Raw genomic sequence first — 24,896 nt, forward strand, 5'->3', positions numbered from 1 at the left:
CGCCCGATCGGGGCGGGCGGCGAACAGACAGGCGGACGGGCGGAAGGCGCCACGAGCGGCAGGCGCGACGGGAGGGTCGGACATGACGGTCGGCACGGGGACGGGACGGCACCCCCGCGAGGCGCAGCCGTCGAATGACGGCACCGGCGGACAGCAGCAGGACCGGGGGAACCGGGAGGCCCGGGGGAACCGGGAGGCCCGGGGGAACGGGGAGGCCCGGGCAGACCAGGCGACGCCGGAGAGCCGGGAGGAGCGGGGGAACGGGGAGGAGCGGCAGGACTGGGGGGAGTTGGTGGCCGCGGCGCTGCTGGGAGCCGAGCGGCGGCGGCCGCCGGGTGGGAGCGTGACGGCGCTGCTGGACGCCGCGGCCACCGGGACAGTCCGCCGCCGGGCAGGTGTACGTCCCGCGGTCCCGGGACAGCGGCCCGGCCCCGCACCGGCCGACGAGCGGCCACCGCTGCCCGGCGCGGCCGAGCGGCGGCTGGCGGCGCTGCTCGCGGGTCGGGCACCGGGCGGAGCGGGGTCGGCGTCCGGGCGGCGCGGTGCGGGTCCGGATCTGGGCGAGCTGTTGCCGCAGTGGCTGACGGAAGCGAACGCCCATGGCTATCGGGCGCCGGCCGCTCTGCTGCCCGCCCTGCTGGACGCGGCACGGGCCCGTACCGACCTGCGGGCCGAGACACTGGCGTTCGCAGGTCCGCGTGCCCTGTGGCTGGCCCGGTACAACGCGGACTGGAAGTTCGTGCTGCGCGACGGTGTCCGCCGCCGGGCGCCGGACGGCCGACCGGACGAGACCGAGCGGGTCTGGCAGGAGGGCCTGTTCGCCGAGCGGGTCGCGCTGCTCACGGCGGTGCGTCGGCGCGATCCGGAGGCCGCGACGACGCTGCTCGCCGCCACCTGGCAGACGGAGCGGGCCGAGGACCGGCTGATGTTCCTGGACTCGCTGCGCGAGGGCCTCCGCTCCTCCGACGAGCCCTGTCTGGAGCGCGCGTTGACCGATCGCAGCCGCACGGTGCGGGCGACGGCGGCCGAGTTGCTGACGGCGCTGCCCGGCTCGGCGCTGGCCGCCCGGATGGCGGACCGCGCCCGCGGCTGCGTGGCCCCGGACTCGACGGGCGGCAGCGGCATCGCGGTGACGGCACCGAGCACGTGCGACGCGGCCATGCAGCGCGACGGGATCGTGCCCAAGCCCCCGTCGGGCCGGGGTGAACGGGCCTGGTGGCTGTGCCAACTGGTGGAGGCGGCCCCGCTGGAGGTGTGGGGGGAGCGGTTGGGCGGGGCGACTCCGGCCGAGATCGTCGCGCTGCCGGTCGCCGACGGGTGGCGGGACGATCTGCATGCGGCGTGGTGCGGTGCCGCCGTGCGGCAACGGAACGCCCCGTGGGCGCGTGCGCTCATCGGGAAGCCGACCGAGCCGTTCGCCGAAGGGCCCGGTGATCCGGCCAAACTGCTGGCGGTGCTGCCGGAGGAGGAGCGCGGTGCGTGGGCCGCGCGGTTCGTGGCGGCGCACGGGCTGTCGGAAGCCTTCCGGGTACTGGGAATGTGCGGGGTGCCGTGGCCGCTGCCGCTGGGGCGGGCGGTGGTCGACGCGCTGGAGATCGCCCGGGACGCGGGCAGCTATCCGTGGAGCTTCAGCGGAGTGATGGGGCTGGCCGAGCGCTGTCTCGACCCGTCGGACACCGAGCGGCTCGCACCGCTCGCCGCGGTGCCCGACGAGAAGGAAGGGGAGTCCCCGGGTGCGGGTGCGTACTGGGCGGAGTCATTCCAGCGGCTGCTGGCCACCCTGCGGTTGCGCGCCGTGATGCTCACGGAACTCCGGAACGAGGTGCCGGACCGGGAGGCGGAAGTGTCCTGACCGACCGGCCGGCGCTGTGCCGCAGAGATCCGCCGGGTTGGTCGCGGCGGTCGGCCGGGGCCCGGGATTCGCCGCCGCGGCTTCCGCAGCCCGCCGACTCCGAGGCCGGTCTCCCGTGAGTCCGGCGGCTCCAGAGGCCGGCGCCCGGGCGGTCGGGCAGTCTCGGCGGGCCCGGCGGTCCCGGGGCCGGCGGTGCGGGGCCGAAGCGTCGGCCCCGGGCCGCCGGGGGCGTCGCCTCGGGCGGACGGCGGACGGCGGACGGCTGTGGTCTCAGGCCGCGACCGGGCCCACGTGGGTGCGGATCCAGTCGACGACCTCGGTGGTGGTGGCGCCCGGAGTGAAGATCTCGGCGACGCCCTGCTCCTTGAGCAGCGGGATGTCGTCCTCGGGGATGATGCCGCCGCCGAACACCATGATGTCGGTGGCGTCCCGCTCGCGCAGCAGCTCCAGCACCCGGGCGAAGAGCGTGTTGTGCGCACCGGAGAGGACGGAGAGCCCGATGGCGTTCGCATCCTCCTGGATGGCGGTGTCCACGACCTGCTCCGGCGTCTGGTGCAGCCCGGTGTAGATGACCTCCATACCGGCGTCGCGCAGGGCCCGTGCGATGACCTTGGCACCGCGGTCATGGCCGTCGAGCCCCGGCTTGGCGACCACCACGCGGATCGGACCCGTCACATCCATCACTGCCTCCCTCAAGGACGACCTCCAGGCCGGAACGGGCCCCGGGGTGTGAACGCACGTTATCTCCAGCATCCCGCACCCGTCCCGCTCCGCGCTCGCAAGGGAGGGGGAAATCACACACGGACCCCGGATTCCCGCGCCCCGGCCTGGCCCTGCCCCCGTTCCGGCCCCGGTCCAGACCCGGCTCCGGACCGCTCCCGACCGCCCCGGCTTCCCGCAGTCGCCGCAGCCCCGGGGCCGCACGGCGGTTTGCGCACGCCGCTCGGGAGTGCCGCGCGCGGGCGCTCGCCCGTCCCGCGGGGCGCTCCGGCTTCGGTGTGCGGCCTCGACCGCGCCGCATGCGCCTGGCGTCCGGGACGTCCGCACTCCCTGCCACGGCACCCCGGCTCCGCCGCACCACACCCCCTTCTCCCCCTTGTCCACCGCCGGCCGAACGGCCCTGACCGTCCGACCGCTCTGTCCGAAGACCACGGCCGAAGGCCGGAAACGGTCGGCGCGGCTTTTCGATCAAGGGCGTTCGAGGGTGACGACGGCGGTGTCGGTCATGTGGCGCTGCCGGTGGATTGCGACATGTCCGCCCGATTCCGGGGTGAGTTGGAAGCGGGGGCGCACCGGTGGCGATGATCGTCAGATCGGGCACCGGGACGACGGACAGGTCCGTCCGAGCAGCTCACTCTTTCGAACGAATTTCGAACTCAGCCGCTGCGGCCGGTCCGTAGTCCGCCGAAAGACGGCCGATTGCCCTTTTCCTGCGTCGCCAAAACCTGCCGAAGATTGTGGCCGTCGCATACCCCCGGGTACAGTCGCCCGCATTGCTCCGCCCCTGTCGCCTAGGCGAAAGAGAAGTTGGTGGTGAACGACCGTCATCCGTCGGGAGTCCCGAATCCCGACGACCCCGGTTCCGGCTTCTCGTACGGCACCTACGGCGTGGACCACGGACAGTCCGCGTACGGCGCCTATCCCCAGGAGAGCTACCAGGCCGGTCCGCACGACGCGTACGCCGCCGGTACCTACGCACCTCCCGGCGACCCCTACCCGGGCGGGTCGTACCCCTCCTACAGTGAGGATCCGCTCTTCGGCGCCCTCCCGGGCAGCGACACCGGCAGCGCCGCGACCGGCTCCTGGGACGCCACCACCGCCTGGGGCACCGGGAGTTACCAGCCCGACCCGATGGCGGGCCCGGACGGTTCCGTGAACGTCGCGGCCACCCCCGGTTACGGCCAGGGGCACCCCGTCCCGGGTGACGGCACCGGACAGTGGACCTTCGGTGTGCAGGAGACGGGCAACTGGGACACGACGTCCTGGGGCACCGACGGCTGGGAGGCCGCGGCTCCGCAACCCGGTGACTGGGCGACCGACGGCCAAGGAACGGCCTTCGGCCACGAAGGCCAACCCGGATACGGCGGCCGACCCGGATACGAGGACCGATCCGGCTACGACGGAAGCCCCGGCTACGACGGCGCCACATACGAGGGCACCGCGTACGACGGCGCCGCGTACGGCGGTTTCGAGCACTCCGCGTACGACGCGCCTCCGGCCTACGACGCGCAGGCCGCCTTCAGCGGCTATGACCAGTTGCAGGACGACCAGGGGGGCTACGGCGTTCCCGGCGGCCACCCCGCGCAGGACGGCTACCACCTGGCCGGCTACGAGGACGACGCGTTCGGCGGTGCGGAGACCGGTTACGGGAACGGGACCGCGCAGTTCGGGTTCGACCCCGGCTATGCCCCCTCCGAACAGCACCCCTCCGAACAGGGCCTCGAGCAGGAGCAGGAAGCCACAGCCCAGTGGAACTTCTCCGTGCTGGCTCAGGACGAGCACGCAGCGGACGAGCACACGCAGGCCGACGCCTTCGGCCACGAACCGTCGCACGAGCACGGGTTCGACTTCGCTGAGCCCGACCTTCTCGTGGAGTCGGCGTCGGAGGACATCCGGGAGAGTCACCCCGACACGTCCGCCGGGATCGGCGGCAGTGGTGGCTCGCACGGGCGTGGACGGCGACGCTCCCCCAAGCCTCGCCGCCGGGCACTGATGACCGTGGCGGTTCCGTCGGTCGCCGTGATGGGTGTCGCGGGCGCGGCCGCGGCGAGCGTGATGGGCGACGACGGCAAGGACAAGGACAGCACCACCGTCGCGGCACCGGACGCCTCCCCTGTGAAGCCCTCGAACGTCAACAGCAAGCTGGACACCCAGCTTCAGGGGCTCTCCGCGGACGCCGACGACTTCGCCGACCGCGCCAGCCGCACCCAGGAGCGCATCGACCTCAAGCAGCGCCAGGAAGCGGAGAAGGAGCGCAAGGCGAAGGAGGCAGCGCGCAAAGAGGCGCTGCGCCCCAAGTTCGTCATCCCCGTCAAGAACCACACGCTCAGCGCTCGCTACGGCCAGGCAGGCGTCAACTGGATGTCGATCCACACCGGGATCGACTTCCCCGTCAGCTACGGCACGCCCGTGATGGCCGCGACCGACGGCACCGTCTCCACGAAGCACAGCGTGGCGTACGGGAACATGGCCATCGTGACCGCGAAGGACGGCACCCAGACCTGGTACTGCCACCTGAGCAGCAACAAGCTCCGCTCCGGCTCGGTCAAGGCGGGCGATGTGATCGCCTACTCCGGCAACTCGGGCAACTCCACGGGACCGCATCTGCACTTCGAAGTCCGACCCGGTGGCGGTTCGGCGGTGGACCCGATCCCGTGGCTGCAGAGCAAGGGCCTCAGCATCAGCTGAGAACCGGCCCCCGGACTTCGGGCACGGACCTCAGTCGTGAGGCGTGGACCTCAGTCAGGGGCCCCGGGTGTGACGGGAAGCGTGACCCGGCGCCCGGACCGCACGGTCCGGGCGCGAACGCGTCGGAGCCGGCGCCGCGCTACAGCTTCTCCACGGGCGCGTAGCGCAGCAGCAGCCGCTTGGGCTTCTCGCCGCCGAAGTCGATGGTCGCCTCGGCGTTGTCTCCGCTGCCCTTGACCGACTGCACCGTGCCGAGCCCGAAGCTGTCGTGGGTGACGCGGTCGCCGATCTGGAGGGAGACCACCGGACGGTCGCCGGCCCGCCGGGTCGCGAATCCGGAGGGGCCGCCCCGCCGGGCGGCGGCTCCCGTGGTGGAGGAGAGGGTCACCCCGATCCCGGCACCCGTCGCCGCGGCCGTCCCGCTCGCGCCCAGGCCGCCGCCCCCGCTGCCGGTGCGCTTCCAGTCGAGGTACTCGGCGGGGATCTCCTCCAGGAAGCGGGAGGGCGGGTTGTAGGAGGGCTGGCCCCATGCGCTGCGCATTCCGGCGCGGGTGAGATACAGCCGCTGCTGGGCGCGGGTGATGCCGACGTAGGCGAGCCGGCGCTCCTCCTCCAGCTCCTTGGCCTGGCCGAGGGCCCGCATGTGCGGGAAGACGCCGTCCTCCATGCCGGTCAGGAAGACCACGGGGAACTCGAGGCCCTTGGCCGTGTGCAGGGTCATGAGCGTCACGACGCCGTCGTCGTCGCCCTCCTCCGGAATCTGGTCGGAGTCGGCGACCAGGGCGACCCGCTCCAGGAAGTCGGCGAGGGTGCCCGGCGACTCGTCCTCGCCCCGCTCTTGCTCGAACTCAAGTGCGACGGCGGCGAGTTCCTGCAGGTTCTCGATGCGGGTCTCGTCCTGCGGATCGGTGGAGGACTGGAGCTCCGCGAGGTACCCGGTCTGCTCCAGCACCGCTTCCAGCACCGTGGCCGGACCGGCGCCGGACTCCACGACCGTGCGCAGCTCCTCCATCAGGGTGTTGAACCGCTTGACGGCGTTGAGGGAGCGCGCGGCCATGCCGTACGCCTCCTCGACCCGGGCGAGCGCCTGCGGGAACGTGATCTTCTCGCGCAGTGCCAGCGCCTCGATCATGGCCTCGGCGCGATCCCCGATGCCGCGCTTGGGCACGTTGAGGATGCGGCGCAGCGGCACCGCGTCCTCCGGGTTGGCCAGCACCCGCAGATACGCCAGTATGTCGCGGACCTCGCGGCGCTCGTAGAAGCGGACTCCACCGACGACCTTGTAGGGCAGGCCCACGCGGATGAAGACTTCTTCGAAGACACGGGACTGGGCGTTGGTGCGGTAGAAGACGGCGATGTCGCCGGGGCGGACCCGGGCCGCGCCGTCGCCACCGGTGTCACCGTCGCGGCCGCCGCCGTCGCCGGAGCTTCCCACCGTGCCGGAGGCGTCGGCCTCCCCGTCGCTGAGCCGGTCGATCTCCTCGGCGACGAACTGGGCCTCGTCGTGCTCGGTGTCGGCGACATAGCCGGTGATGCGCGGGCCGGAGCCCGCACGGGTCCAGAGGTTCTTGGGGCGGCGGTCCGCGTTGCGCTCGATGACCGCGTTGGCGGCGCTGAGGATGGTCTGCGTGGAGCGGTAATTCTGCTCCAGCAGGATCGTGGTCGCGTCCGGGTAGTCCTCCTCGAACTGGAGGATGTTGCGGATGGTGGCCCCGCGGAAGGCGTAGATGGACTGGTCGGCGTCGCCCACGACGCACAGCTCGGCCTGCTCCTCGGCCGGGCCGACCAGCTCGCGCACCAGTTGGTACTGCGCGTGGTTGGTGTCCTGGTACTCGTCGACCAGGACGTGCCGGAAGCGGCGCCGGTAGTGCTCGGCCACGTCGGGGAACGCCTGGAGCAGATGGACCGTCGTCATGATCAGGTCGTCGAAGTCCAGCGCATTGGCCTCGCGCAGCCGCGCCTGGTACATCGTGTACGCCTCGGCCAGGGTCTTCTCGAATCCGTCGGCGGCCCGGCCCGCGAAGTCCTCCTCGTCGACCAGTTCGTTCTTGAGGTTGGAGACCTTGGCGCTGAACGCCTTGGGCGGGAAGCGCTTGGGATCCAGGTCCAGGTCGCGGCAGACCAGGGCCATCAGGCGCTTGGAGTCGGCCGCGTCGTAGATCGAGAACGATGAGGTGAAGCCCAGCTTCTTGCTCTCGCGGCGCAGGATGCGCACACACGCGCTGTGGAAGGTGGAGACCCACATGGACTGCGCGCGCGGCCCCACCAGCTCGGCGACGCGCTCCTTCATCTCGCCGGCCGCCTTGTTGGTGAAGGTGATGGCGAGGATCTGCCCGGGGTGCACATTGCGGGCACCCAGCAGGTGGGCGATGCGGTGGGTGAGCACCCGCGTCTTGCCCGAACCCGCTCCGGCGACGATGAGCAGCGGGGGGCCCGCGTGCAGCACGGCGTCCCGCTGCTGTTCGTTCATCCCCTCCAGCAGCGCGGCGGGATCGATGACCGACCGGGGGGCACCGTCGCGGTGATAGGCGTCACGCGCGGTGGCTCCGCGGGCGCCGCCCGCGAAGGTGCCCGCGAAGAGATCGTCCGGGATCTCCTCGGCGGGGGCCGGGCCCCCCTCCTCCTCGGGGTCGGGCGGCGGCGCCGCGTCCCCCTCGGGTGCCGCGCCGTCGAGGTCCGCCAGGAAGCTGTCGTCGAAAAGGCTGCTCATCGTCGTCCGAGTCTAGGCCGCCGCGCCGACACTCCGGAGCCCTGTGGAAAACCGGGGCCACCCGCATACACCACTGCCCCGTTCGCGGTTTTTGCACGATTCGCCCGGTAAGGCCGATACGGCGCCGCACGCAGCCCGCATACCGCGTGGGCGAGGCGCGCTCAGACCCAGAGCACGGCGATGAAGATGTTCGCCGTCGTCAGCAGGCCGACCGAGCCGAAGAGCGGGGCGCTCAGCCGCTCCTCGTCGCGCTTGACGTAGGTGACTCCGAGGATCACCACGAGCAGCGCCAGCTTGAGTCCGATCTTGACGTTGTTCACCGCGCCGCCGTCCGCCTGGTGGAGTCCGACCAGCGCCACGCCGGTGATCAGCATGGTCAGCGCACCGTGCAGCATGCTGGGGCTGATCCGGGCCTCACCGCTGCCGATCGCCTTCATCTGGGCGAGGAAGCCGCCCAGAAGCGCGGCTATGCCGATGATGTGCAGGCCGACGAAGATATTGATCAGTACGTCCATGACCGCGAGCGTATCCGGGTGTTTTCGGGGCCTTTAGCACGCCCCCGGCTTCTCCGCAGGCGCTCGCCCCCTGCCGGTCAGGACCGCGCATATGCCCCCGACTCCGAGTCGACAGGGGGCGCGGTCCGAACAGCATCCGGGCGAAACGGCTCACTTGCGGTCATCCCCGTGCCTCTTCGGTGTCCTTCCGCATAGCGTCCTCGTCACGTGGTCGCGCCCCGCCGGTCGGCGCGGCCACCCCAGCAGCAGGAAGCCGGCGCCGCGCCCCCGCAGCACCCGCCGGTGGCGCTGCTCCCGCACCGCCCGCGGGGCGCGTGCCGGGCACCTCCGCGCCCGCCCCGTGGACGTGCGCAGCCGCGCCCGCAGCACCCGTCAGCGCCAGTGAGGAAGTGACGGCCGCCATGGCCTCGCACCGGAAGCCCACCCCCCACACCTTCGCCGCGTTCACCGCGCCCGCGGTCCGCACCGCTCTCACCCTCGTCCTCGCGGGCGCCGCGGGCGCCACCTCCCTCCAGGGGGCTGCCTCGGCGCAACCACGCCCGCAGACCCCGCAGCCCGGCACGGCCCGCGTCAAGGCGAAGGTCGACCGGCTGCACCGGGAGGCGGAGCGGGCGACCGAGGCGTACAACGGCGCCCAGGAGAAGGCGCGGAGCGCGCGGACCCGGCTGGAGGCGCTGGGGGACGAGGCGGCCCGCCACCGGCAGAGGCTGAACGCTTCCCGGCGCACGCTCGGCTCCTACGCGGCGGCGCAGTACCGCGACGGCAGCGGCGTCGATCCCGCCCTGCGCCTCGTGCTCACCGCCGACCCCGAGGACTATCTGGAGCGCGCGGCGGCCACCGAGCGCGCCGGGGACCGGCAGGCGGCGGCCGTGCAGCGTGCCGCACAGCGCGGTCGGCAGCTCGCCCAGGTGCGGGAGGAGGCGAGGGGCGTCTCCGGGGAGCTGGCGGAGGCGGCCGAGCGCACCCGCCGCCACAAACGCACTGTGCGCACCAAGCTCCAGCAGGCGCGGCGACTGCTCGGCGAGCTCACCGCCGAGCAGCGCGCAGCCGTGCTCGACGAGCAGCCCCGCACGGCACCCACCCGGCCGAACCGGCCGTCCCCGGAGGCGGAAGTGGTCCGCGGCGGCGGCCCGGCAGTCCACCCGGCGCCGGAGGGGACCCCCGGACCGGCGCCGGCCGGCCGCGCCGCGCGGGCGGTCGCCTTCGCCCGCGGCGCACTGGGCAAGCCGTATGTGTGGGGCGGCACGGGCCCGTCCGGATACGACTGCTCCGGTCTGACGCAGGCCGCCTGGCGGGCCGCCGGCGTCTCGCTCCCGCGCACCACCTACAGCCAGATCCACGCCGGCAGGCGGGTGCCGCGCGGCGACCTCGCTCCCGGGGATCTGGTGTTCTTCTACGACAGCGTCAGCCACGTGGGGCTGTACGTCGGCGGCGGCCGCATGATCCACGCGCCTCGGCCGGGTACCGCGGTGCGTGTCGCTCCGATCGGTCAGATGCCCTACGCCGGGGCGGTGCGCCCCGCGTGACCGTCCCGGGCACCCCGTGGTCCCGCTCGGGACTGCCGCGCTCCCGGCCGCCGGGAAGCGTTCAGCCTCCGCGGGAGGGCAGCCGCCACGTCAACCAGGCGGCGTTCGCGGTTCACTCTCAGGTGCATTGCACGCGACTCGATGCGGTGACCGTCAGTCAGGCCCGACGGTGTACGGGCGAGCGTTCGCGGCGCTCGGGGAACCGCTCGAACCACTCACCTGGAGGCGTGCGCCTGCCACGAGGACCACGCGCTCCTGGCCCGCCGGACCGGCGTGGGCGTGGACGCCGGGGACGGAGCACGGATCGCCGCGGCCCGGGACCCGCGCAAGCCCGTCATCCTGCGCATTCACGGCTTGTCGACGGTCGAGGACTCGGTGGAGGCGGCCGTATGGCGGTTCCTCCGGTCGGAGCGTGCCTGCGGGATACGGCTCGCCGCGAGGGCGGCGGGACAGCCGGTGCCCGTCGAGCACCGGCACACCGTGGCGGCCCGCGAACAGCTCGGCTGCGAGCTCGCCGCACGGCACGACGATCAACCTCTCTACGCGAGGATCACCCGGGACGAACCCGACCTGGTGAGCTGACATCGGCTCATGTAAGGCACAATCCCCTTCCAACCCATGGAAGTTGAGAGGCGGGGTTGCACAGTGGCCGTGGACACGGCACAGGACGGCCCGGAGGGCCCGGGCGACGACGACGGGCACGGCGGCGGCACACCGGGCACGAGTGCCGCCCGCGGCACGGGCCGGCCCTCCGATACGGGCTCCACCTCGGACGCCACCGGCCCCGCCGCGAGTACCGCTCCCGCGGCAGACACCGGCCCGACCAGGGGCACCGGCCCGACCAGGGGCACGGGCCCGACCGCGGGGAAGGGCTCCCCCGGCACGACCGGCACCGGAGCGAGCCCGGGCGCCGCCCCCGGAGCCGCCGGTGCGGCAGGTGGTGGCGGGAGGACGACCAGGTCGGCCGGGACGACGGGGCCGAAGGGCGCGACCGGGACGGCGGGCACGACGGGAACGACCGGTGCGACAGGTACGTCCGGAGCCACGGGAACGACCGGTGCCCCGGGTACATCCCGGGCCACGAGGCCGACCAGAACCTCGGGCACAGCCGGTCCCACCGGAACGACCGGTGCCACCGGAACGGCAGGGGCCACCGGCACAGCCGGGGCAGCCAGAGCGGCGGCCTCCGCCCCCGGAGCGGGCCGCGTGCCCGGCGCACGCTCGGCCCCGTCCCCCTCCCAACGCGCCCCGCGCGCCCCGGAGGGGACGACCGCACGGGTTCCACCGATGCCGACCCCGTCGCCCACAGCATCCACATCCCCCGCACCACCCCCCTCGCCTCCATCGCCCCCGCCACCCCCCTCGAGCCCACCTTTCACCCCCTCCCGCCCCGCCGACGGCGACCCCCGTAGCGCCGGTGGCACCGGCAGCAGCGGAAGCGGAAGCGGCGGAAGCGACGACGGCCGGGCGACCTGCCAGTGCGACAACTGCCCGCACAGCGCCCGCCAGAGCTACCGCAAGGCGCTGGCCGCCTTCGTGCAGCGCCGGGACGAGCTGGCGGTGGGCCTGGGTGTCCCGGTGGGGCTGGCGCACTCGGCGGGGGCCTCCCGCCAGTGGGTGTCCGACGAGTTGACCGGAGCGGCGCGGGCGCTCGCCGACCGGAGCCGCGAGGAGGGCGAGGCGTGGGTGGCGCGGCTGTGGCGGCGCACCGTGGGCACCGTCTGGGCAGCCGCCGGGTTGCTGCTGCTGGTGCAGTTGCTGACCGCCCTGGCGGGGGGCTGGTCCACGGGCCGCACCGCGGGGCTGGTGGCGGCCGGCGTCTCGGCGGTGGGGTTGTCCGTCGCCGCCTGGCTGCACCGGTCGCGGGGTGGGGTGCTGGCGCCGGTCATCGGCGAGGACAACCGGTTGTCCACCTCCCGTACGGTGGCCGCAAGCTGGGTGCTGCTGTCCGTCTTCGCGGTGCTGGTGCTGGCTGTGGAGCTGGCGGCGGCACCCACCTCGGGGGACCGCCGGGCGCTGCTGACCGGGCTGGATCTCTCCCGCGGCGCCGGGGTGGTCACCGTACTCGCGCTCACCTGCGCGGTCGCGGTCGTGGTGCGCCGCACGGTGGCGGTGCGGGTGCAGGGCAGGCGGCTGCAGAAGGTGCGGGCCGACCGCCCGCACGCCGCCGACCTGCTGACCGACGACGCGGGCCGGGGCGCGTTCTCGGACGTGCAGTACGTGCTCATCAACGGGGTCGCGGTGGTCTTCGCCGCGGTCCGGCTGTCCCGCCAGCCCGAGCGGCTGCCCGATCTGCCCTGGGGGCTGGCGCTGTTGGTCGTCGTCTCGGCTGCGACGTATCTGGCCGGGAAGTACGCCGAGGGGGGCCGTCCCGTGGTGCTCTCGGTGGTGCGGGCGCGGGAGATGGGCGACCTGCACTCGCCCATCCGCACCGGTGACGACATCGAGATCCGGGGCGCGGGCTTCGTCCCGCCGGGCGCCACCGCACCCGACCGGCTGGCCCGGGTGGTGGTCCGGATCGGCGCCGTCCATGTGCACGCTCCGCTGATCCCGGTGACCGGAGGATTCGCGGGCCCGGCGGACACCGCGCTGAACGTCCCCGTACCGGCCGAGGTCGAACCGGGTCGGGTGGAGGTCCAGGTGGTCACGGCAGCGGGCGCGGAGACCAACCGCTACCCGATCGACGTGGTCGAGTGACCGCATCTGCGGCGCCGCACGGCGGCTCTCCCGGAGAGTTCCCGGGGCACTTGCCGACCGGGTAGGCCGTGGGTGAAGAATCGCCTCCGCACGCGAACACGGCTGCGAGAGGCGGGAGCGACGCATGTCTGTGACGGGGCCGACGGGTGACCACGGGCCAACGGATGGCCGTGGGGCGGCAGGCGGCCGTGGACCGGTGGGTGGCCGTGCGGACGACGGCCCCCGGGCCGTCAGCGGCTACCCGGGACCGGTCGCGGGAGGGCCGTTGGGGGTGCGCGGTCTCGCCGCCCGCCACGCGCTGTTGCCGCTGCGGCTCTTCCTCGGCATCACCTTCCTCTACGCGGGCATCGACAAGCTGACCGACCCCGACTTCCTGACCGGTTCCGGTCCCGGTTCCTTCGCCGCGACACTGACGGCCGTGCACGACACTGCCGCGGCCACCTGGATGGTCGAGCTGGCGCAGCAGAGCCCGCAGGGGTTCGGTACGGCCATCGGCTTCGGGGAGATGGCGATCGGACTGGGCACCCTGTGCGGACTGTGGGCCCGCGTGGCGGCCGCGGCCGGTGCGCTGCTCTCCTTCTGCCTGTGGATGACGGTGAGCTGGTCCAGCGAGCCGTACTACTACGGCAACGACCTGCCGTATCTGATGGCGTGGCTGCCGCTGCTGATGGCGGGGGCGCCGATGTTCTCGCTCGACTCGCTGCTGGCGGTGCGCAAGCGCCGCAAGGGGCAGCAGATCTTCGGGTAGGCCATTTCAGTCAGATCATCTGACCGCTGGACCGGGTGTGCGCTTTGCCTGACGCGCTGTGAGCACGCGGATCCACCCGCTGTGTCCCGGCCGGAGGCCGAGGTGGGGCGGCCCACTGCGGCCTCACCGAGAGGTGGTCGAGTCGACGACGCCCGGAGTTCGAACCGGCCGTGCGCCCGCAGTGCCGGATTCCTTCCCTCGCCAGATGTGACGAAGAGGAACTTCCTCGCGTCGCATGCGGAGAATGCACCTTCACCTCTCACCCACCAAGATCGCGAAACCGTCGAGATGCCGGGCAAGGCTGTACTCGAACAGCTCATCGAGGTCGGGGGCCGTCTCCTCGTGTACCTGCGCGAGCAGCGGGAACCGCCCACTCGCGAACAGTTCCTCGGTCCGCGCCTGCTGCGCCTGCAGCCACCGGGCGAGCGTCACCCCGGTCTCCTGCACGGCTTCCGCTTCGTCCGCTGTGGACAGCGCGACGTGGAGCACCAGCGAGTGCAGCGCCAGCGCTTCCTGCATCCGCGTCCGCAACGGAAGGCCGAGACCGTCCAGCGCACGCAGGATCCACTCGGTGTGCACCATCATGTTCGGCGCGAGCGACGGGCGGGTGAACGACACTGCCTGGGGCAGCCAGAGATGCCGCCAGCACAGCGCCCACTGCCGTCGCGCGACCAGTTCGAGCTTGGCCCGCCAGCCCGCAGGTCCCGGATCGGGTAGTTCCGCTTCGCCGAAGACCAGATCGGCCATCTGCGTCACGAGGTCGTCCTTGTTCGCGATGTGCCGGTAGAGCGACATGGGCCCCACGCCCAGTTCGGCGGCGACCCGTCGCATGGAGACGGCGTCGCCCCCTTCGACATCGGCGATCCCGATGGCCGTCCGCAGTAGGTGCTCCCGGCTGAGCCCCTGTTTGGCACCGCCCGAACCGGTCGGCGGGCGGGCGGGTGCTTTCGCCCGGCCGGTCGGCCGGGGTCGGCCGGGCGAGGAGCTCACCACCGTGCCCGAGCCGACCTTCGTTTCGGCCAATCCGTCTTCGCGCAGGGTGGCCACCACCCTGGTGGCCGTCGCGATCGCGACGCTCCAGCGATCCGCGATCTGACGGATGGACGGCAGGCGCTCACCTGGCCGGAGATCACCGGAACGAATCCTGGCTTCGATCTCTTCCGCGATGCGCAGATAGAGCGGCTCCCGTTGGGCCACAGAAGGCATACGTGTCTCCCGATCCACTCGTAGACCCCTGAAGTGGACTAGTTCACTTCAGGCAGACTAGTGCACTCTATTCAGCGAATCAAGCCGACCATATTGACCGCGTAAGCCGCTCTAATACGCTGTACGCATACGATCGATACGTTGTACGCAACCCTGTTAGGCGATCATGCATTCCAGCTCACGCCCGTCGGTGCGCACCGCAGGCGATTTCGCACGCCTGTACCACCAGATCCCGGCTCCCGGTACTGCTCGACCGGCGTCCGACGCGTTACGAACCCAGGCTCGGCGCCGTCACTCCGGCACGCGTCACCGGTTGGTGGCCTTCGGCCGGGTCCGCAGTTCGTGACGGCAAGTGGCGACCACCACGTTCCGCGCCTCGACGTCCAGACGGAGCGCTTTGGTATCGCAGAACTTACTCACCGTCAGATGTTCCGCATGCAAGAGCAGGGCGAAGCGGCGGGAGTCCGACCGGGAGTATCGCGATCGGCATGAGCTACGGCTGGTGAGGGGACAAGCACCGGCGCACCAGAGGCTCTGGGGTCATCGCCGAAGAAGTCGTCCTGATCGCTCTCGACAACGAGACCGGCGGAGGAAAGATGCGTCTCGGTCTCGACTGGGCTGTCGCCGGCGCGGGCGTCGTCGAACTGGCCCTCACCCGACGAATCACCGTGGGCGAAAACGACATCGTCACCGTGCTGGATCCGACCCCGACCGGGATCGGGCATCTGGACGCCGTGCTCGCCGAGGTGGCCGACGGAGTGAGCATCTCGAAAGTGCTGCGCCGGACGCGCGGCGGCGCGCCCGGCCGCGCCCTCGCGGCCCTCGTGGAACGCGGTGTGCTGCGTCGCAAGCGGACCTGGTTGCTCGGCATGCTCCCGGCGCATCGCTACCCGATGAGCGACCCATCGGCCGAGGCCGAAGTGCGCGCCAGGCTCACCGCGACGGTCCTCAAGGGACAGGATCCGGACGAGCGCACCGCAGCTCTGATCGGTGTGCTGCACGCCTCGAAGTTGTGGCGCCGAGCGGTACCCACCGGCGGGCGCAAGCACGTCCGGCGGCGCATGGCCGAGATCGCGAAGGGCCAGTCCATCAGCCCCGCGGTGCGCAAGGCCATCGCGCGGACACAGGGGGCCATCACCGCGATGGCGGCAGCGGCGAGCAGCGGCTGAGCCATGTCCGAAACCGACCACCCGACCACAGCGTCGAGCCCGAGCTGGCCCGAGGAACTCGTCGACCGAGGAACTCGACCGAGGAAAGAGAAGAGAACCCGATGGTGAATGAAATAGAAACCGACTACTTGGTGATCGGCGCGGGCGCGACGGCGATGGCCTTTGTGGACACCCTGCTGAGCGAAACGCAGGCGACGGTGACCATGGTCGACCGGTATCACCGGCCGGGCGGGCACTGGACCATCGCCTATCCCTATGTGCGCCTCCACCAGCCTTCTGCCATGTACGGCGTCAACTCCCGCCCACTCGGCGATGGAGTGGTCGATCAAACCGGCTGGAACGCCGGGTTGTACGAACTGGCGGGCGCGGCCGAAATCTGCGGCTATTTCGACCAGGTCATGCGGCAGACGTTCCTGCCGTCCGGGCGGGTCTCCTATTTCCCCATGGCCGAGTACCGAGGCGATGGACGCTTCCGCCTGACGACGTCGGGCACGGAATACCGGGTGACCGTGCGCCGGAAGATCGTGGACACCACGTATCAGGGCGTGACGGTGCCGGCCATGCGGCCGCCGGAGTTCCAGGCCGCTCCCGGCATTTCCGTCGCTCCCCCGAACGATCTGCCCGCCGTTCGCGAACCCTACGACCGGTATGTCGTCGTCGGCGCCGGCAAGACCGGAATCGACGCCTGTCTCTGGCTGCTGGAGCAAGGGGTCGCCCCCACGGACCTGACCTGGATCATGCCTCGCGCGCCGTGGCTCCTCGACCGGGCCAAGGTGCAACCGCTCCCCCTGCGCCGAGTCGAAGATCTCACGGGGGACTACGCCGCCAAGCATGAAGCCATCATGGGCGCCGAATCCGTGCCCGACCTCTTCGACCGGCTCGACGCTGTCGGTGCCCTCCTGCGGATCTCCCCGGACGAGCGGCCGACGGCATTCCGCTGCGCGACCGTTTCGCAGGCAGAACTGCAGGAACTGCGCAAGATCGACGATGTCGTCCGCCTCGGCCGAGTGAAACGGATCGACGAAACGGAGATCGAACTCGACGGCGGCACGATTCCGACCGGTCCTCGTGTGCTGCATGTGGACTGCACGGCGGACGCCATCAGACAACTACCCGTCGTCCCGGTCTTCCAAGACGACGTGATCACCCTGCAGTCGGTCCGGGTGTGCCAGCCGGTGTTCAGCGCCGCCCTCATCGCCCACGTCGAGGCGACCTACCCGGACGACACCGTGAAGAACGAACTCTGTCCCGTCACACCGAACCCGAGGACGGACGTGGATTGGCTCCGCTACACGCTCTCCGGGAATTCGGAACAGCTGCGTTGGTCGGGAAATGAGGATATCGGCGCCTGGCTGGAGAAGTCACGACTGCACCCCGACATGGCCCCGCCGATGCCGGAGGACCCGGCGGAACGAGCGGCGTTCCAGCAACAGGCCGTCGCCATGACGCAAGCACAGAACGCGAAACTCGAGGAACTTTTGAGGACTCATGAGGAACGTTGATCTGCCGCACTCAGGGAATCCGGACACGGTGCGAACAATGGGGCCGTTGCACGGAAACAGAAAACGGCCCTGGAATCGTGCACCCTGGGCACTCGCACTGCTGACCACGCTGTGCGCGGAATTGACATTTACGGCGATCGCGGTGCCGAAGACGTGGCTGCTCCTTCCCTTGCTCGTGGTGATGTACGGGGCCGGTGTCCTCGTGATCCGCGAGGCCGTCGTGCGGGTCGGTGGCGGCTGGCCGAGTCTCGTACTCCTGGGCGTGGCCTACCAACTGGCGGAAGACGGACTGGGCCTGCAAGCCCTGACCAGCCCTCGGATGTACGACGCCGCCGACTGGGGCTTGCGAGCTCTCGGCGTGAACTTGACCTACTGGGAATCGCAGATCGGCGTCCACGTCGTGCTCAGTGTTCTCGTGCCCATCGGACTGGTCAACCTGCTCTTCCCGGCACAGCGTGACCGGCCGTACCTGGGCAAGAAGGGCTTGATCGGCACCGTCGCCTTGGCGATCGTGGGTGTGTTCGGGCTCCGCGCCTTCATCTCGGCAGTCATGGATCCCGGGTACCGGACTCCGTGGGGCTGGATGGCCGTGTTCCTCGCCCTCATCGCCGTGCTCTCGCTGCTCGCGCTGGTGGTGCTGCCCCGCCGCCACGCCAGTCGTGTTCGCGCGGTCAAGTCCGCGCCGCACCCGAGAGTGGTCGGATTCGTGTCCCTGTACCTGACGATGGCCTTCCTGACGACGCTGCTCCCTCTGGGGCTGGGATCTCAACTGCTGCTCGGCGACCTGATGTCACCCGTCCAGCGGCTGTTCATCGCGGCCCTGACCGCCGTGCCCTTCGGCCTTCTCGTACTGCGCTGGCAAGCGGCCGCCGAGTGGAGCAACCGGCATCAAATCTGGCTGATCGGCGGGATTCTCGTGTCGCACACCGCGTTCATGATGCCCGGTTCGGTGAGCGCCGCATTCATCGGAGCCATCACCCTCGCGGTGGAGGTCTACTTGCTGACCGTTCTCACCAAACACGTGCGACGGCGTGAAGCCGCCATGGTGCGGGTCTAGGCGGTTTCGTCCGGATCAGTCAGCGTGCGGACCAGAAGAACGCGCCCGCGATATGGAGTCCGGTCCGGGTGCACGGTGACGGTCTTCTCGTAGCGGGTGGTGCGATACCGCCTTCCTGTTCAAGCGGTTGATACACCGGTCGACGGTGCTGCGCTGCGGCCGGGACCCATTTCGAGGGCCCCGGCCGCGCATTGATGAGCGGGCCGCCTCACAGGGGCCGGTTCCGGCTCGTGGTCCGGGTCAGCCGGCCCGGAGCAGGACGTGCAGCTCGGTGGTGTCGATGATGTGGGCCCGTGAGGGGAGGACGCGGTCGAGCAGGGCGTCAGGGTCCTCGTCTCCGGGCACGGAAGCCAGGATCGCGGGTTGGAAGTCCTTGTGGGTGGTGTGCGTTGTCGGTGTGCCCGGTGGTGTTCCCGTCGACGCGGACGCGCGCCGGTGGATCGGCTGAGGGCTGCGGGCGTCAGTGGTGCGTTGCGGTGTCCCGGGAGGGGCTGCGGGACGGTTCCGGCTCGTGCTGCGACGTCTGGTCCTGTCGGGGAAGCAGGAGCGGGGTGGCCAGGATGAGCAGTCCCGCGACCGTGAGAGCGGTGCGTGGGCCGGTGATGCCGGCGAGCAGTCCGGCGAGTGCGGTGAGGACGGCGATGGACGCCTGCTGGCCGATCGACCAGGCCGTCAGGGTGCGGGCGACGAGATGCTTGGGGGTGTGTTCGAGCCGGTAGGTGGCGAGTACCGGGCTGTACAGGCTCATGTTGATGATGATCGCCAACTCGATGGCCATCACGGTGACGAGGCCGACGACGCCGGGGCCGACGAAGCTCAGGCCGATGAGCCAGACGGCGCGCAGGGGGCCGACGGTCCGGAAGACCCGGTGCCGGCCGAAACGGGCCACGACCCGGCGGGCCAGTCGCGAGCCGATGAGTCCGCCGAGGCAGGGGGCGGCGAAGGCGAGGGCGTACTGCCAGGGCGGGAACCCGAGCCCGCGAAGCAGGAGCACGGCCAGCAGCGGCTCGGTGGCCATGATCAGACCGGAGACGAGCACTTGGTTGAGGTAGAGCGGCCGCAGCCCGGGGTGGCCCATGAGGTGTCGCCAGCCGTCGAGCAGTGCTCCTGCCCGGACCGGGGTCCTGTCGGTTGTTCGCGGCGCTTCCTCTTGGCCGCGGATGGCGGTGATGCCCAGTGCGGAGAGCAGGTAGCTGAGCGCGTCGGCCACCACGGTGATGACCGGTCCGAACAGGCCGATCGCCGCCCCGCCAAGCGGTGGCCCCACCGCGATGGAGCTCCAGTTGGTGGACTCGAACCGCGCGTTGGCGACGAGCAGGTCGTCCGGCCGCACGAGAGTCTTGAGGTAGGCGCCACTGGCCGCGTTGAAGGCGATCTTCGCCGCGGCGACCACGACCGACACCACGAGCAGTTGGACGAATCCGAGCCATCCGAGGGCGTAGGCGAGCGGGATCGTCGCCATGGCGGCGAACCGGACCAGATCCATCATGATCATGACCGGGCGCTTGCGCCGGAACTCCACCCACGGCGCGAGCGGCACGGCGATCAGCGCCCCCATCGCGGGCCCCACCGCGGACAGCGCGGACACCTCGGCGGGTCCGGCATGCAGCACCAGCACAGCGATCAGTGGCAGCGCCCCGAACCCCAGGCCGGACCCGTACGCACTCACCGCATAGGACGCCCACAGCCACCCGAACCGCCGGCCCAACCGTCTCCTGCCCACCATGTTCGGCGCACTCTCCTCAAGGCCCTGCCCACCAGACCGACGTTGTCCGAGGAGAGGTAAGCGGGCCGGACAACCGCAGGTCAAACAACCGACTCAGCAAAAATGCACAACCAGCGGTTGTCCCCTGAGGTGGGTCGGCGTGCGTCTCGAGGCAGACCTGTCGGGCGTCGAGTCCTGACCGGGGCGGCTTCCGCAGGATGCATTCACGCCCCCGGTCGGACGCCGCGCCTCCTCAGGCTCCCCGTGCGCCGTATCCGCCGGGCTCGCGTCCGGGCTCGCGTCCGCCGCGCTCGCGCCGCTCCCGGCGGCGGGCGACCGAGCGGCGGGCCAGGAACGTCGCCAGCGCGGTCAGTCCCGCCAGCACCAGCGCACCGGGCACGACGACCAGCAGCAGCCAGAAGGGGATCTTCACCTCTCCCGCCGCATCCAGCAGGTAGAGCACCGCGACAGCGATCATGGCCAGCCCGAGCAGCAGCCGGGACGGTTCGAAGCGGTGCCTCATCGGGTCCCTCCCACCATGGCCGCGTGGGTGCCGCGGAACTGCCGTGTCCCACCGGAATCCGCACCGGGGACGCCCCCGGTGCCGGGCTCGGCGGCGAGCGCGGCGCTCTGCCGGGCTGCGCTCCCCGGAGACGGCCCGGTGTCGGACCGCCCGCCCGAGGGCAGCGCCCGGACGATCTCGACGCGGCCCGCGCCGGCGCTCAACTCCACCACGATGGTGCCCTCCGGCTTCGCGTCGTCGAACGGGCGCAGGGTCAGCTTCCGGTTCGTCCCCAGGCCGCTGGCCCGGTCGCGGACTACGTTCCCGTCGGCGTCCAGTGCGCGGGGGAAGCTCATCTCCCCCATCCCGACGTCCGCGCGCACCTCGACCACCGCGTTCGCCGGTACGACGACCTTGATCTCGCCCGCGCCGACCCGCGCCCCGGTCCGCAGCGTCTGGCCGGCCTTCAGGCCCGTGCCGCTCAGATCCAGTTCGCCGGTGCCGGAGCCGAGTTCGTAGCGCGGCCGGACCTCAGCGACGGAAGTGGGCATCCAGTGCGTCTCGCGGACGTGCGTGGCGATGTCGTCCGGCAGCGCCGAGGCGCCCGCCAGCAGTCCCGCCGTCAGCACGACGCAGACGACGGTGCCCGGCCCGGTGCGGCCGACGAACGCGCTGAGTGCCAGGCCGAGACCGAAGACCGCCAGCGCGCAGCTCAGCCCGACGACGAGGGCCGTGCCGAGCGGATGGGTCTCCCACGCCGCTGCGGTGCCGATCCCGCCCGCCAGCAGTGCGAGGAGCAGGGTGAAGCCGCCCAGTGATCCGCGGCCGCACCGGCGTGCGGGCGGCACCCCGCCGGCGCCCCCCGCCGGGGCCTTGGGCGGTCCCCAGGGGCTTCCGTAGGCGGCGGGCGGCGCCGCGGCGGGGAGGGCGCCCTCCGGGCCCCACAGGTAGCCGGTCGTCCCGCCCGGCTGCCACGGTGCGGGACCGGCGCCCTTGGTGGCACCGGCCTCCTTGGTGAGCGGCTCCCGCCACCAGGAGGCGGGCGCCGCGACCGGCGGTGCCTGCGCCTCCGGCGGAGCGTCGGCGACGGCGTGCGCCGTCGCCGGATCGATCTGCGCCCCCTCGGCTCCGGCGGCCTCGGCCTGCCTGCGGTGCTGCGACCAGTACGCCGCACCCGCCACCGCGCCCACCAGCAGCAGCGAGAAGGGCACGCTGCGGTTGCCGATCGAGGCGAGGAAGAGGCCGCAGCCGACGAGCGCGACCAGAATCGCCGAGAGCGAGCTGCCCTCCACCCGGCCGGACAGCAGCCGCCGCCCCTCGTTCTGGGTCTCCCCCTCGGCGGGGATCAGCAGCCAGGCGAACCCGTAGAAGACGAATCCCAGTCCCCCGACGACGGACAGCACCACCAGCGGCACCCGGAAGATCACCGGATCGAGGTCGAAGTACCGCCCGAGCCCGCCGCACACGCCGCCCGCGACCTTGTGCGTACGGCTGCGCCGCAGCCTGCCGGAACGCGGCTCGGGCACCGGATTGTGCGCCCCCCAGGGAGCGGTGCCCGCCTCCGCGGTCCCGGGGCCCGCACCCGGCTGCGCGCCCTTCCCTGCCACGGACCCCTCCCGGTCCGCACCGGACACAGGCCCATCCCGGTCCGCACCGGAAGCGGACGCGCGCCCCTCCCGATCCGCATCGGGTGCGGGCCCGCGGCCCTCCCGGCCGGCACCGGCGGTGGGCTCCGCCGGGTGCTGCTCCTCCTCGCTCATGGCCCTATGGTCGCGCCCCGCGCACCGGCGGGCATCGGGGGCCTACCCGGACACCTCCCTGAGATCCGGAACCGGACCCCGGGGCCGTGTCCGGGACGGCTCAGGGCGAAACCCTGATGTCCGGCCGCGCGGCCCGTGTGACGATCGGTGCATGACAGCGCCCGCCTCGCCCGCCTCCGAGGCGGCCCCGCAGGGACCCCGACCCGCGTCCTCGGAGCCGCCGGCCGAAGATCCGCCGCTGCGCAGGCTCTACCGCAGCGCGGAGGGCCGGATGCTCGGCGGGGTGGCCCGCGGGCTCGCGGGGCACCTGGGGCTGCCCGTCTCGTGGGTGCGCATCGTCTTCATCGCGCTCAGCGTGGCCAACGGCCTCGGAGTGCTGCTGTACGCGGCGTTCTGGTTCGTGGTGCCGCTCGGTACCGGCGGGGTCGGCAGCGGGCACCGCCTCGGCGCGGGCGGGCTGTCGGAGGTCGTCACGGACCGGGACGGGCTGCGCCGCCGCTTCCTCCGCAAGCCGGAGAAGGGGCAGATCGTCGCCGTGCTGGCGCTGATCACCACTGTGGTGGTGATGGCGGACAACCTCCAGTTCGGCGCCGCCAACACCTATCTGTGGCCGGTCGTGCTGATCGGGGTGGGCGTCGCCCTGGTGTGGCGGCAGGCCGACAACTCCCGCCGGGCGCACTGGGCGGAGGTCGGCCGCCGCACCAGGCTGCTGCCGGTCGCCCGGAGCGCGGCGGGGGTCGCGCTGGTGGCCGTGGGCGTCACCGGCATCGTCGTCGTACAGGGCTCGGTCAGCCACCTGGGGGCTGTGCTCCAGGCCGCGCTCGCGGTACTGGTCGGCATCGCCCTGATGGCGGGCCCCTACCTGGTACGGATGATGCAGGACCTGTCCGAGGAACGGCTGATGCGCATCCGGGCGCAGGAGCGGGCCGAGGTGGCCGCGCACGTCCACGACTCGGTCCTGCACACCCTGACCCTGATCCAGCGGAACGCCGAGAAGCCGCGCGAGGTGGCCCGGCTGGCCCGCGCCCAGGAGCGGGAGCTGCGCGCGTGGCTGTACCGGTCCGCGGACGGTTCGGGTGCCGCCGCCGAGGAGGAGGACGAGCCGAAGACGCTCGCCGAGGGGGTCAAGGCCGCGGCCGCCGAGGTCGAGGACCACCACGGGGTGCCCGTGGAGGTGGTCTGCGTCGGCGACTGCCCGCTGGACGAGGCGTTGGGCGCCCAGCTCCAAGCCGCGCGCGAGGCGATGGTCAACGCCGCCAAGTACGGTGGCGAGGGCGGCGCCGTGCAGGTCTTCGCCGAGGTGGAGGGCCGTACCGTCTTCATCTCCGTGCGGGACCGCGGGCCGGGCTTCGACCCGGACGCCGTGCCGGAGGACAGGATGGGCGTACGCGAGTCCATCATCGGCCGGATGCGGCGCAACGGCGGCACGGCGCGGCTGCGCACCGCACCGGGCGAGGGGACAGAGGTCGAGCTGGAGATGGAGAGGGCGGCGGAGTCGTGACCGACGAGGCGACGGGCAGCGGGTCGACGGGCAGCGAAGGGACGGGCGAGGAGGCGACGGACAGCGGCGCGGCGGGCGGCGCGCCGCAGGGCGTCGGCGGCACCGCCCCCGGTGGCGGTAACGGCGGGGACGGGGGCCGCCGGGTGCGGGTCGTCCTGGTGGACGACCATCGGATGTTCCGCGCCGGCGTGCAGGCGGAGATCGGCCGCACCGACGAGACGGGGGTGGACGTGGTCGGCGAGGCGGGCGACGTCGACCAGGCGATGACCGTCATCGAGGCGACCCGCCCCGACGTCGTCCTCCTCGACGTCCACCTCCCGGGCGGCGGCGGCGTGGAGGTGCTGCGCCGCAGCGCCCCGCTGATGGGCGACACCGAGCAGCCGGTGCGCTTCCTGGCGCTGTCGGTCTCGGACGCCGCCGAGGACGTCATCGGCGTCATCCGCGGCGGCGCGCGCGGCTATGTCACCAAAACGATCACCGGCGGCGACCTGGTCGGCGCGATCTTCCGCGTCTCGGACGGCGACGCGGTCTTCTCCCCGCGGCTGGCCGGTTTCGTCCTGGACGCCTTCGCCTCCACCGACGCGCCGCCGGTCGACGAGGACATGGACCGGCTCACCCAGCGCGAACGCGAGGTCCTGCGCCTCATCGCGCGCGGCTACGCCTACAAGGAGGTCGCCAAGCAGCTCTTCATCTCCGTCAAGACGGTCGAGTCCCACGTCTCGGCGGTGCTGCGCAAGCTCCAGCTCTCCAACCGCCACGAGCTGACCCGCTGGGCGACGGCACGACGGCTGGTGTGAACCCCGGGGCGGAGTCCCGCGTATAGGCTGCGATCAGCGTTTCCGGAGGCGTTTCAGGAGGGGAGACCACCGTGCCCGAGGCAGTGGGACAGCCGCGCGAAGAGCCGTCGGCCCCCCTCACGGAAGTGCGTTTGACGGAGTTCAAGACGTTCCGCGACGCCGTACTGCCCCTGGAGCCGCTGACTCTCCTCATCGGGCGCAACAGCAGTGGGAAGTCCAACGCGCTGGACGGGCTCGACGT

18 protein-coding genes and 1 pseudogene are annotated in these 24,896 nt (G+C 72.1%); 12 read left to right on the top strand and 7 right to left on the bottom strand.

The genetic code is table 11. The annotated features are described in order from the left end of the window. The first annotated feature begins 82 nt into the window (after positions 1-82). Positions 83-1,852, top strand: a complete 1,770-nt coding sequence (locus P2424_RS26495; RefSeq protein ID WP_276478220.1) for a DUF5691 domain-containing protein — start codon at positions 83-85, stop codon at positions 1,850-1,852. Positions 1,853-2,122: 270 nt separating this feature from the next. Here the strand turns inward: P2424_RS26495 and P2424_RS26500 are convergent, their stop codons facing one another. Further along, positions 2,123-2,533 (bottom strand): cobalamin B12-binding domain-containing protein, encoded by a 411-nt coding sequence (locus P2424_RS26500; RefSeq protein WP_276478221.1) that lies wholly within the window; start codon positions 2,531-2,533, stop codon positions 2,123-2,125. A gap of 852 nt (positions 2,534-3,385) precedes the next feature. Here P2424_RS26500 and P2424_RS26505 point away from each other — a divergent pair. Next, complete coding sequence (locus tag P2424_RS26505; protein ID WP_276478222.1) at positions 3,386-5,260, top strand: peptidoglycan DD-metalloendopeptidase family protein; 1,875 nt, start codon at positions 3,386-3,388, stop codon at positions 5,258-5,260. A gap of 139 nt (positions 5,261-5,399) precedes the next feature. On the opposite strand, the gene P2424_RS26510 is transcribed toward P2424_RS26505, so the two are convergent. Further along, on the bottom strand, positions 5,400-7,970 hold the full coding sequence (locus P2424_RS26510) for an ATP-dependent DNA helicase (protein ID WP_276478223.1): 2,571 nt from the start codon (positions 7,968-7,970) through the stop codon (positions 5,400-5,402). A gap of 161 nt (positions 7,971-8,131) precedes the next feature. Continuing rightward, positions 8,132-8,485: a hypothetical protein gene (locus P2424_RS26515; RefSeq protein ID WP_276478224.1), complete on the bottom strand. Its 354-nt coding sequence runs from the start codon at positions 8,483-8,485 to the stop codon at positions 8,132-8,134. Between the two features lie 401 nt (positions 8,486-8,886). Between P2424_RS26515 and P2424_RS26520 the strand changes: the two genes are divergently transcribed. The 4 genes from P2424_RS26520 to P2424_RS26535 all read left to right on the top strand — a co-directional run bounded on the left by P2424_RS26520 (position 8,887) and on the right by P2424_RS26535 (position 13,456). Further along, complete coding sequence (locus P2424_RS26520) at positions 8,887-10,011, top strand: NlpC/P60 family protein (RefSeq protein WP_276478225.1); 1,125 nt, start codon at positions 8,887-8,889, stop codon at positions 10,009-10,011. A 219-nt stretch (positions 10,012-10,230) separates the two neighbouring features. Further along, entirely contained in the window at positions 10,231-10,593 is a 363-nt protein-coding gene (locus tag P2424_RS26525; RefSeq protein WP_276479144.1) for a class II aldolase/adducin family protein, read from the top strand. A 705-nt stretch (positions 10,594-11,298) separates the two neighbouring features. After that, a complete protein-coding gene (locus tag P2424_RS26530) occupies positions 11,299-12,708 on the top strand; it encodes a hypothetical protein (RefSeq protein WP_276478226.1) in 1,410 nt (469 codons plus the stop codon). A 265-nt stretch (positions 12,709-12,973) separates the two neighbouring features. After that, entirely contained in the window at positions 12,974-13,456 is a 483-nt protein-coding gene (locus P2424_RS26535) for a DoxX family membrane protein (RefSeq protein WP_276479145.1), read from the top strand. A 252-nt stretch (positions 13,457-13,708) separates the two neighbouring features. Here the strand turns inward: P2424_RS26535 and P2424_RS26540 are convergent, their stop codons facing one another. Then, the gene (locus P2424_RS26540; protein ID WP_276478227.1) at positions 13,709-14,653 is read right to left on the bottom strand and encodes a GntR family transcriptional regulator; all 945 of its coding nucleotides are present in this window, start codon (positions 14,651-14,653) and stop codon (positions 13,709-13,711) included. A gap of 551 nt (positions 14,654-15,204) precedes the next feature. Here P2424_RS26540 and P2424_RS26545 point away from each other — a divergent pair. The 3 genes from P2424_RS26545 (at position 15,205) to P2424_RS26555 (ending at position 18,390) form a co-directional block, all read left to right on the top strand. Next, on the top strand, positions 15,205-15,831 hold the full coding sequence (locus P2424_RS26545; protein ID WP_276479146.1) for a GPP34 family phosphoprotein: 627 nt from the start codon (positions 15,205-15,207) through the stop codon (positions 15,829-15,831). A 101-nt stretch (positions 15,832-15,932) separates the two neighbouring features. Further along, on the top strand, positions 15,933-17,333 hold the full coding sequence (locus P2424_RS26550; RefSeq protein ID WP_276478228.1) for an NAD(P)/FAD-dependent oxidoreductase: 1,401 nt from the start codon (positions 15,933-15,935) through the stop codon (positions 17,331-17,333). A gap of 37 nt (positions 17,334-17,370) precedes the next feature. Then, positions 17,371-18,390: a hypothetical protein gene (locus P2424_RS26555; RefSeq protein ID WP_276478229.1), complete on the top strand. Its 1,020-nt coding sequence runs from the start codon at positions 17,371-17,373 to the stop codon at positions 18,388-18,390. Positions 18,391-18,850: 460 nt separating this feature from the next. Here P2424_RS26555 and P2424_RS26560 read toward each other — a convergent pair whose 3' ends face one another. From P2424_RS26560 to P2424_RS26570, 3 genes are all read right to left on the bottom strand, one after another. Next, positions 18,851-20,116 carry an MFS transporter gene (locus P2424_RS26560; protein ID WP_276478230.1) on the bottom strand — a complete coding sequence of 422 codons (1,266 nt, stop codon included), beginning with the start codon at positions 20,114-20,116 and terminating at the stop codon, positions 18,851-18,853. 232 nt (positions 20,117-20,348) lie between these two features. Further along, positions 20,349-20,618 (bottom strand): hypothetical protein, encoded by a 270-nt coding sequence (locus tag P2424_RS26565; protein WP_276478231.1) that lies wholly within the window; start codon positions 20,616-20,618, stop codon positions 20,349-20,351. Next, entirely contained in the window at positions 20,615-22,204 is a 1,590-nt protein-coding gene (locus P2424_RS26570; RefSeq protein WP_276478232.1) for a PspC domain-containing protein, read from the bottom strand. Before P2424_RS26570 ends, P2424_RS26565 begins: the two co-directional genes overlap by 4 nt. A gap of 304 nt (positions 22,205-22,508) precedes the next feature. Between P2424_RS26570 and P2424_RS26575 the strand changes: the two genes are divergently transcribed. From P2424_RS26575 to P2424_RS31055, 3 genes and pseudogenes are all read left to right on the top strand, one after another. After that, complete coding sequence (locus P2424_RS26575; RefSeq protein ID WP_276478233.1) at positions 22,509-23,858, top strand: PspC domain-containing protein; 1,350 nt, start codon at positions 22,509-22,511, stop codon at positions 23,856-23,858. Positions 23,859-24,001: 143 nt separating this feature from the next. Next, positions 24,002-24,655 (top strand): response regulator transcription factor, encoded by a 654-nt coding sequence (locus P2424_RS26580; RefSeq protein ID WP_276479147.1) that lies wholly within the window; start codon positions 24,002-24,004, stop codon positions 24,653-24,655. 125 nt (positions 24,656-24,780) lie between these two features. Further along, a pseudogene (locus P2424_RS31055) lies at positions 24,781-24,849 on the top strand (hypothetical protein); the annotation flags it as partial. Between the last annotated feature and the right edge of the window lie 47 nt (positions 24,850-24,896).

It is taken from the genome of Streptomyces sp. WMMB303, assembly GCF_029351045.1.
In the GTDB taxonomy this organism is placed as follows: domain Bacteria; phylum Actinomycetota; class Actinomycetes; order Streptomycetales; family Streptomycetaceae; genus Streptomyces.

What these genes read in the sequence shown, in the direction of transcription:
- P2424_RS26495 (WP_276478220.1), top strand. Translation starts at nt 83, where the DNA reads ATGACGGTCGGCACGGGGACGGGACGGCACCCCCGCGAGGCGCAGCCG.
- P2424_RS26500 (WP_276478221.1), bottom strand. Translation starts at nt 2,533, where the DNA reads ATGGATGTGACGGGTCCGATCCGCGTGGTGGTCGCCAAGCCGGGGCTC.
- P2424_RS26510 (WP_276478223.1), bottom strand. Translation starts at nt 7,970, where the DNA reads ATGAGCAGCCTTTTCGACGACAGCTTCCTGGCGGACCTCGACGGCGCG.
- P2424_RS26530 (WP_276478226.1), top strand. Translation starts at nt 11,299, where the DNA reads ATGCCGACCCCGTCGCCCACAGCATCCACATCCCCCGCACCACCCCCC.
- P2424_RS26520 (WP_276478225.1), top strand. Translation starts at nt 8,887, where the DNA reads ATGGCCTCGCACCGGAAGCCCACCCCCCACACCTTCGCCGCGTTCACC.
- P2424_RS26575 (WP_276478233.1), top strand. Translation starts at nt 22,509, where the DNA reads ATGACAGCGCCCGCCTCGCCCGCCTCCGAGGCGGCCCCGCAGGGACCC.
- P2424_RS26515 (WP_276478224.1), bottom strand. Translation starts at nt 8,485, where the DNA reads ATGGACGTACTGATCAATATCTTCGTCGGCCTGCACATCATCGGCATA.
- P2424_RS26560 (WP_276478230.1), bottom strand. Translation starts at nt 20,116, where the DNA reads ATGGTGGGCAGGAGACGGTTGGGCCGGCGGTTCGGGTGGCTGTGGGCG.
- P2424_RS26550 (WP_276478228.1), top strand. Translation starts at nt 15,933, where the DNA reads ATGGTGAATGAAATAGAAACCGACTACTTGGTGATCGGCGCGGGCGCG.
- P2424_RS26555 (WP_276478229.1), top strand. Translation starts at nt 17,371, where the DNA reads ATGGGGCCGTTGCACGGAAACAGAAAACGGCCCTGGAATCGTGCACCC.
- P2424_RS26565 (WP_276478231.1), bottom strand. Translation starts at nt 20,618, where the DNA reads ATGAGGCACCGCTTCGAACCGTCCCGGCTGCTGCTCGGGCTGGCCATG.